This window comes from Variovorax sp. M-6, from assembly GCF_052114385.1.
Lineage (GTDB): Bacteria > Pseudomonadota > Gammaproteobacteria > Burkholderiales > Burkholderiaceae_C > Variovorax.
On record NZ_JBFREQ010000018.1, the window covers coordinates 1 to 14626 of the forward strand.

At 64.8% G+C, this 14626-nt stretch carries 10 protein-coding genes, 1 tRNA gene and 1 pseudogene; all 12 read left to right on the forward strand.

Going from position 1 to position 14626, the window contains the following annotated elements:
- Positions 1-148: pseudogene (gene tuf / locus AB4Z46_RS19905) on the forward strand (elongation factor Tu); the annotation flags it as partial.
- Between the two features lie 13 nt (positions 149-161).
- Positions 162-237 (forward strand) — tRNA-Trp (locus tag AB4Z46_RS19910).
- A 134-nt stretch (positions 238-371) separates the two neighbouring features.
- Entirely contained in the window at positions 372-755 is a 384-nt protein-coding gene (gene secE, locus AB4Z46_RS19915) for a preprotein translocase subunit SecE (protein WP_442285261.1), read from the forward strand.
- The gene (gene nusG, locus AB4Z46_RS19920) at positions 755-1357 is read left to right on the forward strand and encodes a transcription termination/antitermination protein NusG (protein ID WP_442285262.1); all 603 of its coding nucleotides are present in this window, start codon (positions 755-757) and stop codon (positions 1355-1357) included. The genes secE and nusG overlap by 1 nt, the downstream gene beginning before the upstream one ends.
- Before the next feature lie 198 nt (positions 1358-1555).
- Positions 1556-1987: a 50S ribosomal protein L11 gene (rplK, locus tag AB4Z46_RS19925; protein ID WP_442285263.1), complete on the forward strand. Its 432-nt coding sequence runs from the start codon at positions 1556-1558 to the stop codon at positions 1985-1987.
- Complete coding sequence (gene rplA / locus AB4Z46_RS19930) at positions 1988-2686, forward strand: 50S ribosomal protein L1 (RefSeq protein WP_442285264.1); 699 nt, start codon at positions 1988-1990, stop codon at positions 2684-2686.
- Between the two features lie 257 nt (positions 2687-2943).
- Entirely contained in the window at positions 2944-3477 is a 534-nt protein-coding gene (rplJ, locus tag AB4Z46_RS19935) for a 50S ribosomal protein L10 (RefSeq protein ID WP_442285265.1), read from the forward strand.
- A gap of 38 nt (positions 3478-3515) precedes the next feature.
- On the forward strand, positions 3516-3890 hold the full coding sequence (rplL, locus tag AB4Z46_RS19940; RefSeq protein WP_442285266.1) for a 50S ribosomal protein L7/L12: 375 nt from the start codon (positions 3516-3518) through the stop codon (positions 3888-3890).
- 250 nt (positions 3891-4140) lie between these two features.
- Positions 4141-8265: a DNA-directed RNA polymerase subunit beta gene (rpoB, locus tag AB4Z46_RS19945; protein WP_442285267.1), complete on the forward strand. Its 4125-nt coding sequence runs from the start codon at positions 4141-4143 to the stop codon at positions 8263-8265.
- A 20-nt stretch (positions 8266-8285) separates the two neighbouring features.
- The gene (gene rpoC / locus AB4Z46_RS19950; protein WP_442285268.1) at positions 8286-12524 is read left to right on the forward strand and encodes a DNA-directed RNA polymerase subunit beta'; all 4239 of its coding nucleotides are present in this window, start codon (positions 8286-8288) and stop codon (positions 12522-12524) included.
- 93 nt (positions 12525-12617) lie between these two features.
- On the forward strand, positions 12618-13205 hold the full coding sequence (locus AB4Z46_RS19955; RefSeq protein WP_442285269.1) for a lema family protein: 588 nt from the start codon (positions 12618-12620) through the stop codon (positions 13203-13205).
- A 51-nt stretch (positions 13206-13256) separates the two neighbouring features.
- The gene (gene rsmB / locus AB4Z46_RS19960) at positions 13257-14609 is read left to right on the forward strand and encodes a 16S rRNA (cytosine(967)-C(5))-methyltransferase RsmB (protein WP_442285270.1); all 1353 of its coding nucleotides are present in this window, start codon (positions 13257-13259) and stop codon (positions 14607-14609) included.
- The last annotated feature ends 17 nt before the right edge of the window (positions 14610-14626 follow it).

A 14626-nucleotide genomic window follows, 5' to 3' on the forward strand; every position in this document is an offset into this window, starting at 1 on the left:
CAAGGAAATGGTCATGCCCGGCGACAACGTGTCGATCACGGTCAAGCTGATCAACCCGATCGCGATGGAAGAAGGCCTGCGCTTCGCCATCCGTGAAGGCGGCCGCACCGTGGGCTCGGGCGTCGTGGCGAAGATCCTCGACATCTGATCACGGATTCCACAGGGGTATAGCTCAATTGGCAGAGCGTCGGTCTCCAAAACCGAAGGTTGTAGGTTCGATTCCTACTGCCCCTGCCACTTAGGTGGCTCCGAAAAGCAGCCCGCCATAGCCTGACGGGAGGCAAAAAAAGCCCGTCACAGCCTGACGGGCTTCGGCGTCTCAGAAGACGCATTGAATTGAAGGCCGCAAGGCCGCAGGAACAAAGCCCAAGATGGCCACTTCTCAAATCGAAACCGTCAGTACCAACGCGGACAAGGCCAAGCTGGCTGCGGCCGTCGTGCTGGCGGTGGGCGCCATCGTTGCGTTCTATCTGCTCTCGCGCCAGGGTGCGGTGGTGCAGTGGGTCGCTTTGCTGGTCGGCCTCGCGGCTGCCGTGGGTGCGTTCGGAAGCTCCGAGAGCGGCCGCCAGCTGTGGGCCTTCGGTCGCGATTCGTGGCGCGAGGTCAAGAAGGTTGTCTGGCCGACGCGCAAGGAAACGATCCAGATGACGGCTTACGTGTTCGCCTTCGTGGCGATCATGTCCATCTTCCTTTGGCTCACCGACAAGACGCTCGAATGGGTGTTTTTCGACCTCATTCTGGGCTGGAGAAAATAATGACTGACGAAGCCGTCGAAGCAGAAGCCACGCCGGAAATCAATCCGCTGCTGGCCCCCGCGAGCAACCCGGACCTGCGTTGGTACGTGGTGCACGCGTATTCCGGCATGGAAAAGGCTGTCGAGCGCAACATCCTCGAGCGCATCAACCGCGCGGGCATGCAAAGCAAGTTCGGCCGCATCCTGGTGCCGACCGAAGAAGTGGTCGAGATCAAGAACGGCCAGAAGCGCACCACCGAGCGTCGTTTCTTCCCGGGCTATGTCCTGGTCGAGATGATCATGGATGACGAGAGCTGGCACCTGGTGAAGCACACCAACAAGGTCACGGGCTTCGTCGGCGGCGCCAAGAACCGCCCGGCCCCGATTTCCCAGAAGGAAGTCGAGGACATCGTGAACCAGATGCAGCAGGGCACCGAGAAGCCGCGCCACAAGGTCGAGTTCATCGTCGGCGAGTTCGTGCGCGTCAAGGAAGGCCCGTTCACCGACTTCAACGGCACGGTCGAGGAAGTCAACTACGAGAAGAGCAAGGTGCGCGTGTCGGTCATGATTTTCGGCCGCGCGACGCCTGTGGAGCTCGAGTTCAGCCAGGTAGAGAAAACCTGAGACCTTGCGGGACAGACCACGCGAAGCGTGCTCTAAGCCTGAGACATTGTGGGACAGACCACGCGAAGCGTGCTCTGTCCTCAACCGATTAGATCTTCGCGCTACCCGACTCGGCGCGAAGAGTTGCAGAAAGAGTCGTCAACCCCGGGGAGCTGCGGCTGAAAAAGCCAAGGCGTCATCACCCGCAAGGAGAAAAGCATGGCGAAAAAAATCGTCGGCTTCATCAAGCTGCAAGTCCCAGCTGGTAAAGCCAATCCCTCACCGCCGATCGGTCCCGCTCTGGGCCAACGCGGTTTGAACATCATGGAATTCTGCAAGGCGTTCAACGCGCAGACCCAAGGCGTCGAGCCGGGCCTGCCGCTGCCGGTGGTCATCACCGCGTTCGCCGACAAGAGCTTCACCTTCATCATCAAGACGCCGCCGGCGATCACCTTGATCAAGAAGGCCATCAAGCTCGAGAAGGGTTCCGCACGTCCGCACCTGGACAAGGTCGGCAAGATCACTCGCGCGCAGCTCGAGGAAATCGCCAAGGCCAAGATGAAGGACCTGACCGCTGCCGATCTGGACGCCGCGGTTCGCACCATCGCCGGCTCGGCCCGTTCGATGGGCGTGAATGTGGAGGGCGTGTAAATGGCCAAGATCACCAAGAAGCAAAAAGCCCTCGTGGGCAAGGTCGACAGCAACAAGCTGTACGCGCTGGCCGATGCCATCGGTCTCGTGAAGGAAGCCGCCACCGCCAAGTTCGATGAGTCCATCGACGTCGCGGTGCAGCTCGGCATCGACGCGAAGAAGTCGGACCAGGTCGTGCGTGGCGCCGTCGTGCTGCCCAACGGCACCGGCAAGACCAAGCGCGTGGCCGTGTTCGCCCAGGGCGCCAAGGCTGAAGAAGCCAAGGCCGCCGGCGCCGACATCGTCGGCATGGACGACCTGGCAGCGATGGTGAAGGCTGGCGACATGCCCTTCGACGTCGTGATCGCCGCACCGGACGCGATGCGCGTGGTCGGTACGCTGGGCCAGATCCTCGGCCCGCGCGGCCTGATGCCGAACCCCAAGGTCGGCACCGTGACGCCCGACGTCGCGACCGCCGTCAAGAACGCCAAGGCTGGCCAGGTCCAGTTCCGCGTCGACAAGGCCGGCATCGTGCACGGCACGATCGGCCGCCGTTCGTTCGACACCGACAAGCTGCAGGGCAACCTCGCCGCGCTGATCGAAGCCCTGGTCAAGGCCAAGCCGGCGACCAGCAAGGGCGTGTACCTGCGCAAGGTCGCCGTGTCGTCGACGATGGGTCTGGGTGTCCGCGTGGACACGCAAACCATCGCCGCGAGCTGAGAGCGTTGATGAGATTTGCCTCGCCCGTCGAACGGTGAGGCGGATGTGGTGGGTCGTGGCAGCTTCGGTTGCCGCGAGCCATCCAAGACCGCTGGTGTGCAGGTCGCCTGCACTTAATCGCCCGACCTTCGTCAGGCAGCCAGCGCAGATGGCGACCCCACTGCAAGGAATTTGATTTTTTGTTCCGAAACAGTTGGTCGCTGCATGAAGCGCGATCCGAGGCTCCCGCCGAGGATCGCATTGAAAAGGAGTAGACCTTGAGTCTGAATCGCAGTGAGAAAGAAGCGGTCATCAGTGATGTGACCAGCCTCGCCGCAAAAGCTCAAACGCTCGTGATGGCGGAATACCGTGGCATCACGGTGGCCGATATGACCAAACTGCGCAACGAAGCGCGCAGCAAGGGTGTGACTCTCAGCGTGTTCAAGAACACGCTGGCACGCCGTGCTGTCGCTGGTAGCGCGTTTGAGATCGTCGGCGACCAGATGACCGGCCCGCTGATCTACGGCTTCTCCGAAGACGCTGTGGCTGCCGCGAAGGTGGTGGCCGATTTCGCGAAGACCAACGACAAGTTGGTCATTCGCGGCGGCGCATTCGGTGGCAAGGCCCTGGACGTCGACGGCGTGAAGCAACTGGCCAACATCCCTTCCAAGGAAGTGCTGCTGGCGCAATTGCTGGGCTTGATGCAATCCCCGATCTCTCGTACCGCCCGCGTGCTCGCGGCGCTGGCCGAGAAGCGTGGTGGTGGCGAAGCACAGGCGGAAGCTCCCGCCGCAGAAGGAGTCGCGGCTTAAGCGCGCGACTTTTGACCCAACTTATTTAGGAAACAAAAATGGCATTCGATAAAGACGCATTTCTGACCGCGCTCGACAGCATGACGGTCCTGGAACTCAACGACCTGGTCAAGGCCATCGAAGAGAAGTTCGGCGTGAGCGCCGCAGCCATGTCGGCTCCCGCAGCCGCCGGTGGCGCCGCTGCAGCAGTGGCCGAAGAGCAAACCGAATTCAACGTCATGCTGATGGATGCTGGCGCGAACAAGGTGTCGGCGATCAAGGCCGTGCGCGAAATCACCGGCCTGGGCCTCAAGGAAGCCAAGGACCTGGTGGAAGCCGCTCCCAAGGCTGTCAAGGAAGGCCTGTCGAAGGCTGACGCTGAAGCCGCCAAGAAGAAGCTGGAAGATGCCGGCGCCAAGGTGGAACTGAAGTAATTCAGTTCTCCCGAAGGGCTGGAGGTGCCGAAAGGCCCTCCAGCCTTTGCCGCTTTCAGAGCGCACCCAAAAACCGGCTCGATCCAGTCGATTTTTGAGTGTCTTCTGACCCCGACTGCAGAAGACCCCCTTGGTTCGGGCGATGTGCAACGCATCGCCGTCCGCCAGGGCTGGTAGTGGCCAGCCGCCAAGGAGAGTGGTGCTCAGGCACCTCACCACGTCGCTGAAGATCTCAAGCTCCGGAGCTCTCATGGCCCAAACGTCCACGTACAGTTACACCGAACGCAAGCGCATCCGAAAGAATTTCGGCAACCGCGACAGCGTCGTCGAAATCCCCTACCTGCTGCAGATGCAGAAAGACGCGTACACCGCGTTCCTGCAAGCCGGCATCGCGCCCCAGAAACGCACCGTCGAAGGCCTGCAGGCCGCGTTCGACGCCGCCTTCCCGATCGTCTCGCACAACGGTTTCGTCGAGATGAAGTTCCTCGAGTACAACCTCGCGAAACCCGCCTTCGACGTCCGCGAATGCCAGACCCGTGGTCTCACGTTCGCCTCGGCCGTGCGCGCCAAGGTCCAGCTGATCATCTATGACCGCGAGTCGTCGACCTCGCAGTCGAAGGTGGTCAAGGAAGTCAAGGAGCAAGAGGTCTACATGGGCGAAGTGCCGCTCATGACCGACAAGGGCTCGTTCATCATCAACGGCACCGAGCGCGTCATCGTGTCGCAGCTCCACCGTTCGCCGGGCGTGTTCTTCGAGCACGACAAGGGCAAGACCCACAGCTCGGGCAAGCTGCTGTTCTCGGCCCGCGTGATTCCTTACCGCGGCTCGTGGCTCGACTTCGAGTTCGACCCGAAGGACATGCTGTACTTCCGCGTCGACCGTCGCCGCAAGATGCCGGTCACGATCCTGCTGAAGGCCATCGGCCTGAACCCGGAATCGATCCTGGCCAACTTCTTCGTCAACGACAACTTCCGCCTGATGGACAGCGGCGCGCAGATGGAGTTCGTCTCCGAGCGCCTGCGCGGCGAAGTCGCGCGCTTCGACATCACCGACAAGGCCGGCAAGGTCGTGGTCGCCAAGGACAAGCGCGTCACCGCGCGCCACACGCGCGAGCTCGAGCAGTCTGAAACCACGCACATCAGCGTGCCGGAAGACTTCCTGGTCGGCCGCGTCGTGGCCCGCAACATCGTCGACCCCGACACCGGCGAGATCCTGGCCAAGGCCAACGACGAACTGACCGAAGCGCTGCTGAAGAAGCTGCGCACGGCCGGCGTGCAGGACGTGCAGGCGATCTACACCAACGAACTCGACCAGGGCGCCTACATCTCGCAGACGCTGCGCATCGACGAGACGGTGGACGAATTCGCCGCCCGCGTGGCCATCTACCGCATGATGCGCCCCGGCGAGCCGCCGACGGAAGACGCGGTGCAGGCCCTGTTCCAGCGCCTGTTCTACAACCCGGACACGTACGACCTGTCGCGCGTCGGCCGCATGAAGTTCAACGCCAAGGTCGGCCGCGACGAATCGACCGGCCCGATGGTGCTGACCAACGAGGACATCCTGGCCGTGGTCAAGATCCTCGTCGACCTGCGCAATGGCCGCGGCGAAGTCGATGACATCGACCACCTGGGCAACCGCCGCGTGCGTTGCGTCGGCGAACTGGCCGAGAACCAGTACCGCACCGGCCTGGCGCGCATCGAGAAGGCCGTGAAGGAGCGTCTGGGCCAGGCGGAGCAAGAGCCGCTGATGCCGCACGACCTGATCAACAGCAAGCCGATCTCGGCCGCGCTGAAGGAATTCTTCGGCGCCTCGCAGCTGTCGCAGTTCATGGACCAGACCAACCCGCTGTCCGAGATCACGCACAAGCGTCGCGTCTCGGCCCTTGGCCCGGGCGGTCTGACCCGCGAACGCGCCGGCTTCGAAGTGCGCGACGTGCACGTCACGCACTACGGCCGCGTGTGCCCGATCGAAACGCCCGAAGGCCCGAACATCGGCCTGATCAATTCGCTGGCCCTGTACGCCCGCCTGAACGAATACGGCTTCATCGAGACGCCGTACCGCCGCGTGGTCGACAGCAAGGTCACGATGGACATCGACTACCTGTCGGCCATCGAGGAAGGCAAGTACGTCATCGCCCAGRCCAACGCGGCCCTCGACAAGGACGGCCGCCTGACCGGCGACCTGGTGTCGGCGCGTGAAACCGGCGAATCGATCCTGGTGAGCGCCGAGCGCGTCCAGTACATGGACGTGTCGCCGGCGCAGATCGTGTCGGTGGCGGCCTCGCTCGTGCCCTTCCTGGAGCACGACGATGCGAACCGCGCGTTGATGGGCGCCAACATGCAGCGCCAGGCCGTGCCTGTGCTGCGTCCCGAAAAGCCGTTCGTCGGTACCGGCATCGAGCGCGTCTCGGCCGTCGACTCGGGCACCGTGGTCACGGCCACCCGCGGCGGTATCGTCGACTACGTCGATGCGACCCGCATCGTGGTTCGCGTCAACGATGCCGAAGCCACCGCCGGTGAGGTCGGCGTCGACATCTACAACCTGATCAAGTACCAGCGTTCGAACCAGAACACGAACATCCATCAGCGCCCGATCGTCAAGCGCGGCGACAAGATCGCCAAGGGCGACGTGGTCGCCGACGGCGCGTCGACCGACCTGGGCGAGCTCGCGCTCGGCCAGAACATGCTGATCGGCTTCATGCCCTGGAACGGCTACAACTTCGAAGACTCGATCCTGATCAGCGAACGCGTCGTCGCCGAAGACCGCTACACCTCGATCCACATCGAGGAACTGGTGGTGATGGCCCGCGACACCAAGCTGGGTGCCGAGGAAATCACGCGCGACATCCCGAACCTGGCCGAGCAGCAGCTCAATCGCCTGGACGAATCCGGCATCATCTACGTCGGCGCCGAAGTGCAGCCGGGCGACACGCTGGTGGGCAAGGTCACGCCGAAGGGCGAGACCACGCTGACGCCTGAAGAGAAGCTGCTGCGCGCGATCTTCGGCGAGAAGGCCTCCGACGTGAAGGACACCTCGCTGCGCGTCGACCAGGGCTCGCAAGGCACCGTGATCGACGTCCAGGTGTTCACGCGCGAAGGCATCACGCGCGACAAGCGCGCCCAGCAGATCATCGACGACGAGCTGAAGCGCTTCCGCCTCGACCTGAACGACCAGCTGCGCATCGTCGAGGCCGACGCGTTCGACCGGATCGAGAAGCTCCTGACCGGCAAGACCGCCAACGGCGGCCCGAACAAGCTGGCCAAGGGCACCAAGCTCGACAAGGCGTACCTGACCTCGATCGAGAAGTTCCACTGGTTCGACATCCGTCCGGCGGAAGACGAAGTGGCGACGCAGCTCGAGTCGATCAAGAACTCGCTCGAGCAGACCCGCCACAGCTTCGACCTCGCGTTCGAAGAGAAGCGCAAGAAGCTCACGCAGGGCGACGAGCTGCCCGCGGGCGTGCTCAAGATGGTCAAGGTCTACCTGGCCGTCAAGCGCCGCCTGCAACCCGGCGACAAGATGGCCGGCCGCCACGGCAACAAGGGTGTGGTGTCGAAGATCGTTCCGGTCGAGGACATGCCGCACATGGCCGACGGCACGCCGTGCGACATCTGCCTGAACCCGCTGGGCGTGCCCTCGCGGATGAACGTCGGCCAGGTGCTCGAAGTGCATCTGGGCTGGGCCGGCAAGGGCATCGGCCAGCGCATCGGAGACATGCTGCAAGCCGAAGCCAAGGTGGCCGAGCTGCGCAAGTTCATGGACGAGATGTACAACGGCTCGGGCCGCAAGGAAGACCTGAGCAAGCTCAGCGATTCCGACGTGCTCGAGATGGCGGCCAACCTGTCGAGCGGCGTGACCTTCGCGACCCCGGTGTTCGACGGCGCCTCGGAAGAGGAAATCCGCGGCATGCTGAAGCTCGCCTACCCGGACGAGATCGCCAAGCTCAAGGGCCTGACCGATACCCGCACGCAGGCCTACCTGTACGACGGCCGCACCGGCGACCAGTTCGAGCGTCCGGTCACCGTCGGCTACATGCACTTCTTGAAGCTGCACCACTTGGTGGACGACAAGATGCACGCCCGCTCGACCGGCCCGTACTCGCTGGTCACGCAGCAGCCGCTGGGTGGCAAGGCGCAGTTCGGCGGCCAGCGCTTCGGTGAAATGGAAGTGTGGGCGCTCGAGGCCTACGGCGCCGCCTACGTGCTGCAGGAAATGCTGACGGTGAAGTCCGACGACGTGCAGGGCCGTACCAAGGTGTACGAGAGCATCGTCAAGGGCGAACACTCGATCGAAGCCGGGATGCCGGAATCGTTCAATGTGCTGGTCAAGGAAATCCGTTCCTTGGGCCTGGACATTGAACTGGAACGCTCATAAGCCAACAAGGAAAGAGTCACATGAAGTCATTACTCGACCTGTTCAAGCAATTCACGCCGGACGAGCATTTCGATGCCATCCGCATCGGCATGGCCTCGCCCGAGAAGATCCGCTCGTGGTCCTTCGGCGAAGTGAAGAAGCCCGAGACCATCAACTACCGGACCTTCAAGCCCGAGCGCGACGGTCTCTTCTGCGCCAAGATCTTCGGCCCGATCAAGGACTACGAGTGCCTGTGCGGCAAGTACAAGCGCCTCAAGCACCGCGGCGTGATCTGCGAGAAGTGCGGCGTTGAAGTCACGCAGACCAAGGTGCGTCGCGAGCGCATGGGTCACATCGACCTGGCCGCGCCCTGCGCCCACATCTGGTTCCTGAAGTCGCTGCCGTCGCGCCTGGGCCTGGTGCTCGACATGACGCTGCGCGACATCGAACGCGTGCTGTATTTCGAAGCCTACGTGATCACCGACCCCGGCATGACTCCGCTGAAGAAGTTCGGCATCATGTCCGAGGACGACTATGACGCGAAGCGCAAGGAATACGGCGACGAGTTCATCGCCAAGATGGGCGCCGAAGGCATCAAGGACCTGCTCGAAGGCATCGAACTCGACAGCGAGATCGAGCGCCTGCGCGGCGACCTGACCGGCTCCGAAGTCAAGGTCAAGAAGAACTCCAAGCGCCTCAAGGTGCTCGAGGCCTTCCGCAAGTCGGGCATCAAGCCCAACTGGATGGTGCTCGAAGTGCTGCCCGTGCTGCCGCCGGACCTGCGTCCGCTGGTGCCGCTGGACGGCGGCCGCTTCGCGACCTCCGACCTGAACGACCTCTATCGCCGCGTCATCAACCGCAACAGCCGCCTGCGTCGCCTGCTCGAACTGAAGGCGCCGGAAATCATCGCGCGCAACGAAAAGCGGATGCTCCAGGAAGCGGTCGACTCGCTGCTGGACAACGGCCGTCGCGGCAAGGCCATGACGGGCGCCAACAAGCGCGCACTGAAGTCGCTGGCCGACATGATCAAGGGCAAGAGCGGCCGCTTCCGCCAGAATCTGCTGGGCAAGCGCGTCGACTACTCGGGCCGTTCGGTCATCGTGGTGGGCCCGACGCTCAAGCTGCACCAGTGCGGCCTGCCGAAGCTGATGGCGCTCGAGCTGTTCAAGCCCTTCATCTTCTCGCGCCTCGAAGCCATGGGCATCGCGACCACCATCAAGGCGGCCAAGAAGGAAGTGGAATCGGGCACGCCGGTGGTCTGGGACATCCTTGAGGAAGTGATCAAGGAACACCCGGTGATGCTGAACCGCGCACCGACGCTGCACCGCCTGGGCATCCAGGCCTTCGAGCCGATCCTGATCGAAGGCAAGGCGATCCAGCTGCACCCGCTGGTCTGCGCGGCTTTCAACGCCGACTTCGACGGCGACCAGATGGCCGTCCACGTGCCGCTGTCGGTGGAAGCGCAGATGGAAGCCCGCACGCTGATGCTGGCCTCCAACAACGTGCTGTTCCCGGCTTCGGGCGAACCGTCGATCGTGCCGTCGCAAGACGTGGTGCTGGGTCTGTACTACACGACCCGCGACCGCATCAACGCCAAGGGCGAAGGCCTGGTCTTCTCCGACATCGGTGAAGTCCAGCGCGCGCTCGACGCCAACGTGGTCGAGCTCACCGCCAAGGTCGCGGTCCGCATCACCGAGTACACCAAGGACAAGGAAAGCGGCGCGTTCGTGCCGTCGACCTCGCTGGTGGACACGACCGTGGGCCGTGCGCTGCTGTCCGAGATCCTGCCCAAGGGCCTGCCGTTCTCGAACATCAACAAGGCGCTGAAGAAGAAGGAAATCTCCAAGCTCATCAACGTCTCGTTCCGCAAGTGCGGCCTGAAAGAGACCGTCGTGTTCGCCGACAAGCTGTTGCAGAACGGCTTCCGCCTGGCGACCAAGGCCGGCATCTCGATCGCGATCGACGACATGCTGGTGCCGGCCGAGAAGCACGGCATCATCGACCGCTCGGCCAAGGAAGTGAAGGAGATCGAGCAGCAGTACGTGTCCGGTCTCGTGACCTCCGGCGAGCGCTACAACAAGGTGGTCGACATCTGGGGCAAGGCCGGCGACGAAGTGTCGAAGGTCATGATGGCCAAGCTGTCGAAGCAGACCGTCACCGACCGCCACGGCAAGGAAGTCGAGCAGGAGTCGTTCAACTCGATCTACATGATGGCCGACTCGGGCGCTCGCGGTTCCGCCGCGCAGATCCGCCAGGTGGCCGGCATGCGGGGCCTGATGGCCAAGCCCGACGGCTCGATCATCGAGACGCCCATCACGGCGAACTTCCGCGAAGGCCTGAACGTGCTGGAGTACTTCATCTCCACCCACGGTGCCCGTAAGGGTCTGGCCGACACGGCGCTGAAGACCGCGAACTCCGGTTACCTCACGCGTCGTCTGGTCGACGTGACGCAGGATCTGGTGGTGATCGAGCAGGATTGCGGCACCCACGACGGCGCGTTGATGCGCGCCATCGTCGAAGGCGGTGAAGTGATCGAATCGCTGCGCGACCGTATCCTCGGCCGTACCGCCGCGGAAGACGTGCTGCACCCCGAAACGCGTGCCGTGCTGGTGAATGCCGGCGACATGCTCGACGAGGACGTGATCGACGCAATCGAGCTCGACGGCGTCGACGAGGTCAAGGTCCGCACCGCGCTGACCTGCGCCACGCGCTTCGGCATCTGCGCCAAGTGCTACGGCCGCGACCTCGGCCGCGGCGGCCTGGTCAACAACGGCGAAGCGGTCGGTGTGATCGCTGCGCAGTCGATCGGCGAACCCGGCACCCAGCTGACGATGCGGACCTTCCACATCGGCGGCGCGGCCTCGCGTGCGGCGGTGGCCTCCAGCGTCGAAGCCAAGTCGAACGGTTCGATCGGCTTCAACGCCACGATGCGCTACGTGACCAACAGCAAGAGCGAGCTGGTCGTGATCTCTCGTTCGGGCGAAATCGTGATCCACGACGAGCACGGCCGCGAGCGCGAGCGCCACAAGGTGCCGTACGGCGCCATCCTGGCGGTCAAGGCCGACCAGCAGATCAAGGCCGGCCATGTGCTGGCCAACTGGGATCCGCTGACGCGCCCGATCATCACGGAATTCGCCGGTATGACGAAGTTCGAGAACGTCGAGGAAGGCCTCACGGTCGCCAAGCAGGTGGACGAAGTCACCGGCCTGTCGACCCTGGTCGTGATCGATCCGAAGCGCCGCGGCGCTGCCAAGGTCGTGCGTCCGCAAGTGAAGCTGATCGACGCCTCGGGCGCCGAGGTGAAGATCCCCGGCACCGACCACTCGGTGACCATCGGCTTCCCGATCGGTGCGCTGGTCCAGGTGCGCGACGGCCAGGACGTGGGCCCCGGCGAAGTGCTGGCGCGGATTCCGGTCGAAGGCCAGAAGACCCGCGACATCACCGGCGGTCTGCCGCGCGTGGCCGAGCTGTTCGAGGCTCGTTCGCCGAAGGACAAGGGCATGCTGGCCGAGATGACCGGTACCGTGTCGTTCGGCAAGGAGACCAAGGGCAAGATCCGCCTGCAGATCACCGACCCCGAAGGCACCGTCTGGGAAGACCTCGTGCCGAAGGAGAAGAACATCCTGGTGCACGAAGGCCAGGTGGTGAACAAGGGCGAAAGCGTGGTCGACGGCCCGGCGGATCCGCAGGACATCCTGCGCCTGCTGGGTTCGGAAGAACTGGCGCGCTACATCGTGGACGAAGTGCAGGACGTGTACCGCTTGCAAGGCGTGAAGATCAACGACAAGCACATCGAGGTGATCGTTCGCCAGATGCTGCGCCGGGTCGTGGTCGAGAGCGTCGGCGACACCAACTACATCGCCGGTGAACAGGTCGAGCGCAGCGAGATGCTCAACACCAACGACGCCCTGCGCGCCGCTGGCAAGATCCCCGCGACGTTCACCAACCTGCTGCTGGGTATCACGAAGGCATCGCTCTCGACCGACAGCTTCATCAGCGCCGCATCGTTCCAGGAAACGACGCGCGTGCTGACCGAAGCCGCGATCATGGGCAAGCGCGACGAGCTGCGCGGCCTGAAGGAAAACGTCATCGTCGGCCGCCTGATCCCCGCGGGCACCGGCATGGCGTACCACCAGGCGCGCAAGGTCAAGGACGCGATGGACGAGGCCGAACGCCGTGCGATCGCCGAGTCGGAAGCGGCCGAACTGAGCGGTTCCAGCACCGCCGCCGAGGAAGCGACCACAGCGGTCGACGCCAGCGAAGGCGCCGCGACCGAATAACTGGTTAGCATCTCCGGCCATGACCGGAACCCGAAGCCCCCTTTCCGCCCGCGGATCGGGGGCTTTTCTTTTTTCGCCCTTGCCATGAGCGGCATGCCCGAATCACTCCCGTTCTGGATCGGCGGCGCGCTGGCGCTGTTCTGGTTCGTCGGCGCCTACAACCGATTGGTGCGGTTGCGCTCGGCGGCCCTGCAGGCCTATGCGACGCTCGACGCCGCGCTGGTGCGGCAGCTCGAGTTCGTGCTGGCGCGGGCGGCCGAGGCCGMGGCCGCCGCGCCCGCTGCAGACCCGCCGCCGTCCGGCGCCTCGCTGCGGGCCGCAGCCGGCCAGCTCGCGACACTGTTGGCCACCACCCGGCTGCGGGCGCTCGACCCGGCCGGAATCGCCGCCCTGGGCACCGCCTTGCACGTGCTGTTGGCCGCCTGGCAGCACCTGCATCCCGACGCCGTCATCAGCTTCGACGCCGACGGCACCCTGTCGCGTCCGGCGCCGCTCCCCGGCAGGGACGAGCCACTGGCCGACAGCACGCCGATCGCCTGGCCCGAGCCTTCCGCCGCGGCGGAAATCGCCCGCAGCCAGTTCAATCTGGCGGTGGCGCAATACAACGCGGCGATCGGCCAGTTTCCCGCCCTGCTGGTGGCGTGGATCATGCAGCTCAGACCCGCAGCCCCGCTGCGTTGAACGTGGCGCAGGCGTCCGCCTGTGCCTCCCGCCCTTACCATCGACCTCAAGTTGCCAGATCTTCCAGACCCCATCCCCGGTTCGCCGCCCTTGTGGCGCCAGTTGCAGCTCACCGCCGCGTCGCTGGCGTCGATCCGCAGCGGCGTCTCGGGCTCCGTCGCCTTCGAGGCCGTCGAGCCGGCCCTGCGGCCCGGCGTGCAGGCGCTCGGCTTCCAGGTGCTGCGCTGGCTCGGGCGAGCCGAGGCGCTGCGCCGCCAGCTCGCCAAGCGCACCCCGCCGCCGGCCGCCGATGCGCTGCTGTGCACCGCGCTCGCGCTGGCCTGGGACCCCGAGCGCTCGCCCTATGAACCGTTCACGCTGGTCGACCAGGCGGTCGAAGCCGCCAAGCGCAACCCGGGCACCCGGGCCCAGGCCAGCTTCATCAATGCCTGCCTGCGGCGCTTCCTGCGCGAGCGCGACGAGTTGGTGGCGATCACGGAGCGCGAGCCGGTCGCGCAGTGGAACCATCCGCGCTGGTGGATCGAACGGCTCAAGCGCCAGCATCCGCGCGACTGGCAGCGCGTGCTGGCGGCCGACAACACGCAGGCGCCGATGACCCTGCGCGTCAATCTGCGCAAGACCGATGTCGCCGCCTTCCGGCAGGGGCTGGCGGCGGTGGACCTGAAGGCCGTGACGGTCGGTGCCAGCGGATTGGAGCTGGCGCGGGCGCGTCCCGTGGCCCAGATCCCGGGCTTCCTGGAAGGCGAATGCTCGGTGCAGGATGCGGCCGCGCAGATCGCCGCCCCGCTGCTGCTCTCCGGCCTCGACCTGCGCGGCGCCGCGCCGCTGCGGGTCCTCGATGCCTGCGCCGCGCCGGGCGGCAAGACGGCCCATCTGCTCGAAGTCGCGGGCAATGCGGCGATCGAGGTCACGGCGCTGGAAGTCGACGCTGCGCGCAGCCGCCGCATCGACGACACGCTGTCCCGGCTGGGCTTGAGTGCCAAAGTAGTCGTTGCCGACGCCTCCCGGCCCGCGGCCTGGTGGGACGGCCAGCCCTTCGACGCCATCCTGCTCGACGCGCCGTGCACGGCTTCGGGCATCGTCCGGCGCCATCCCGACGTGCGCTGGCTGCGCCGCGAGAGCGACATCGAACAGCTTGCGGTGCAGCAGGCGATGCTGCTGGCCGCCCTGTGGCCGCTGGTCCGCCCTGGCGGCCGACTGCTTTATTGCACCTGCTCGGTGTTTTTGGAGGAGGGCGCGCACCAGATCGAGGCGTTCCTTGCACACAACACCGATGCCCGTTTGCTGCCCTCGCCCGGGCATTTGCTACCCCAAAGCGGGGTGAATGCGCGCGGCGTCCCGGACAATGCCTTGGGTGATCACGACGGTTTCTTCTACGCGCTGCTCGAGAAGCTGCCACGCTGAAAGGCGTTGGGCGGCTC

Bases quoted from the DNA above. Each gene is read 5' to 3' on its own strand.
- secE (WP_442285261.1), top strand. From the start codon at position 372: ATGGCCACTTCTCAAATCGAAACCGTCAGTACCAACGCGGACAAGGCC.
- nusG (WP_442285262.1), top strand. From the start codon at position 755: ATGACTGACGAAGCCGTCGAAGCAGAAGCCACGCCGGAAATCAATCCG.
- rplK (WP_442285263.1), top strand. From the start codon at position 1,556: ATGGCGAAAAAAATCGTCGGCTTCATCAAGCTGCAAGTCCCAGCTGGT.
- rplA (WP_442285264.1), top strand. From the start codon at position 1,988: ATGGCCAAGATCACCAAGAAGCAAAAAGCCCTCGTGGGCAAGGTCGAC.
- rplL (WP_442285266.1), top strand. From the start codon at position 3,516: ATGGCATTCGATAAAGACGCATTTCTGACCGCGCTCGACAGCATGACG.
- rpoC (WP_442285268.1), top strand. From the start codon at position 8,286: ATGAAGTCATTACTCGACCTGTTCAAGCAATTCACGCCGGACGAGCAT.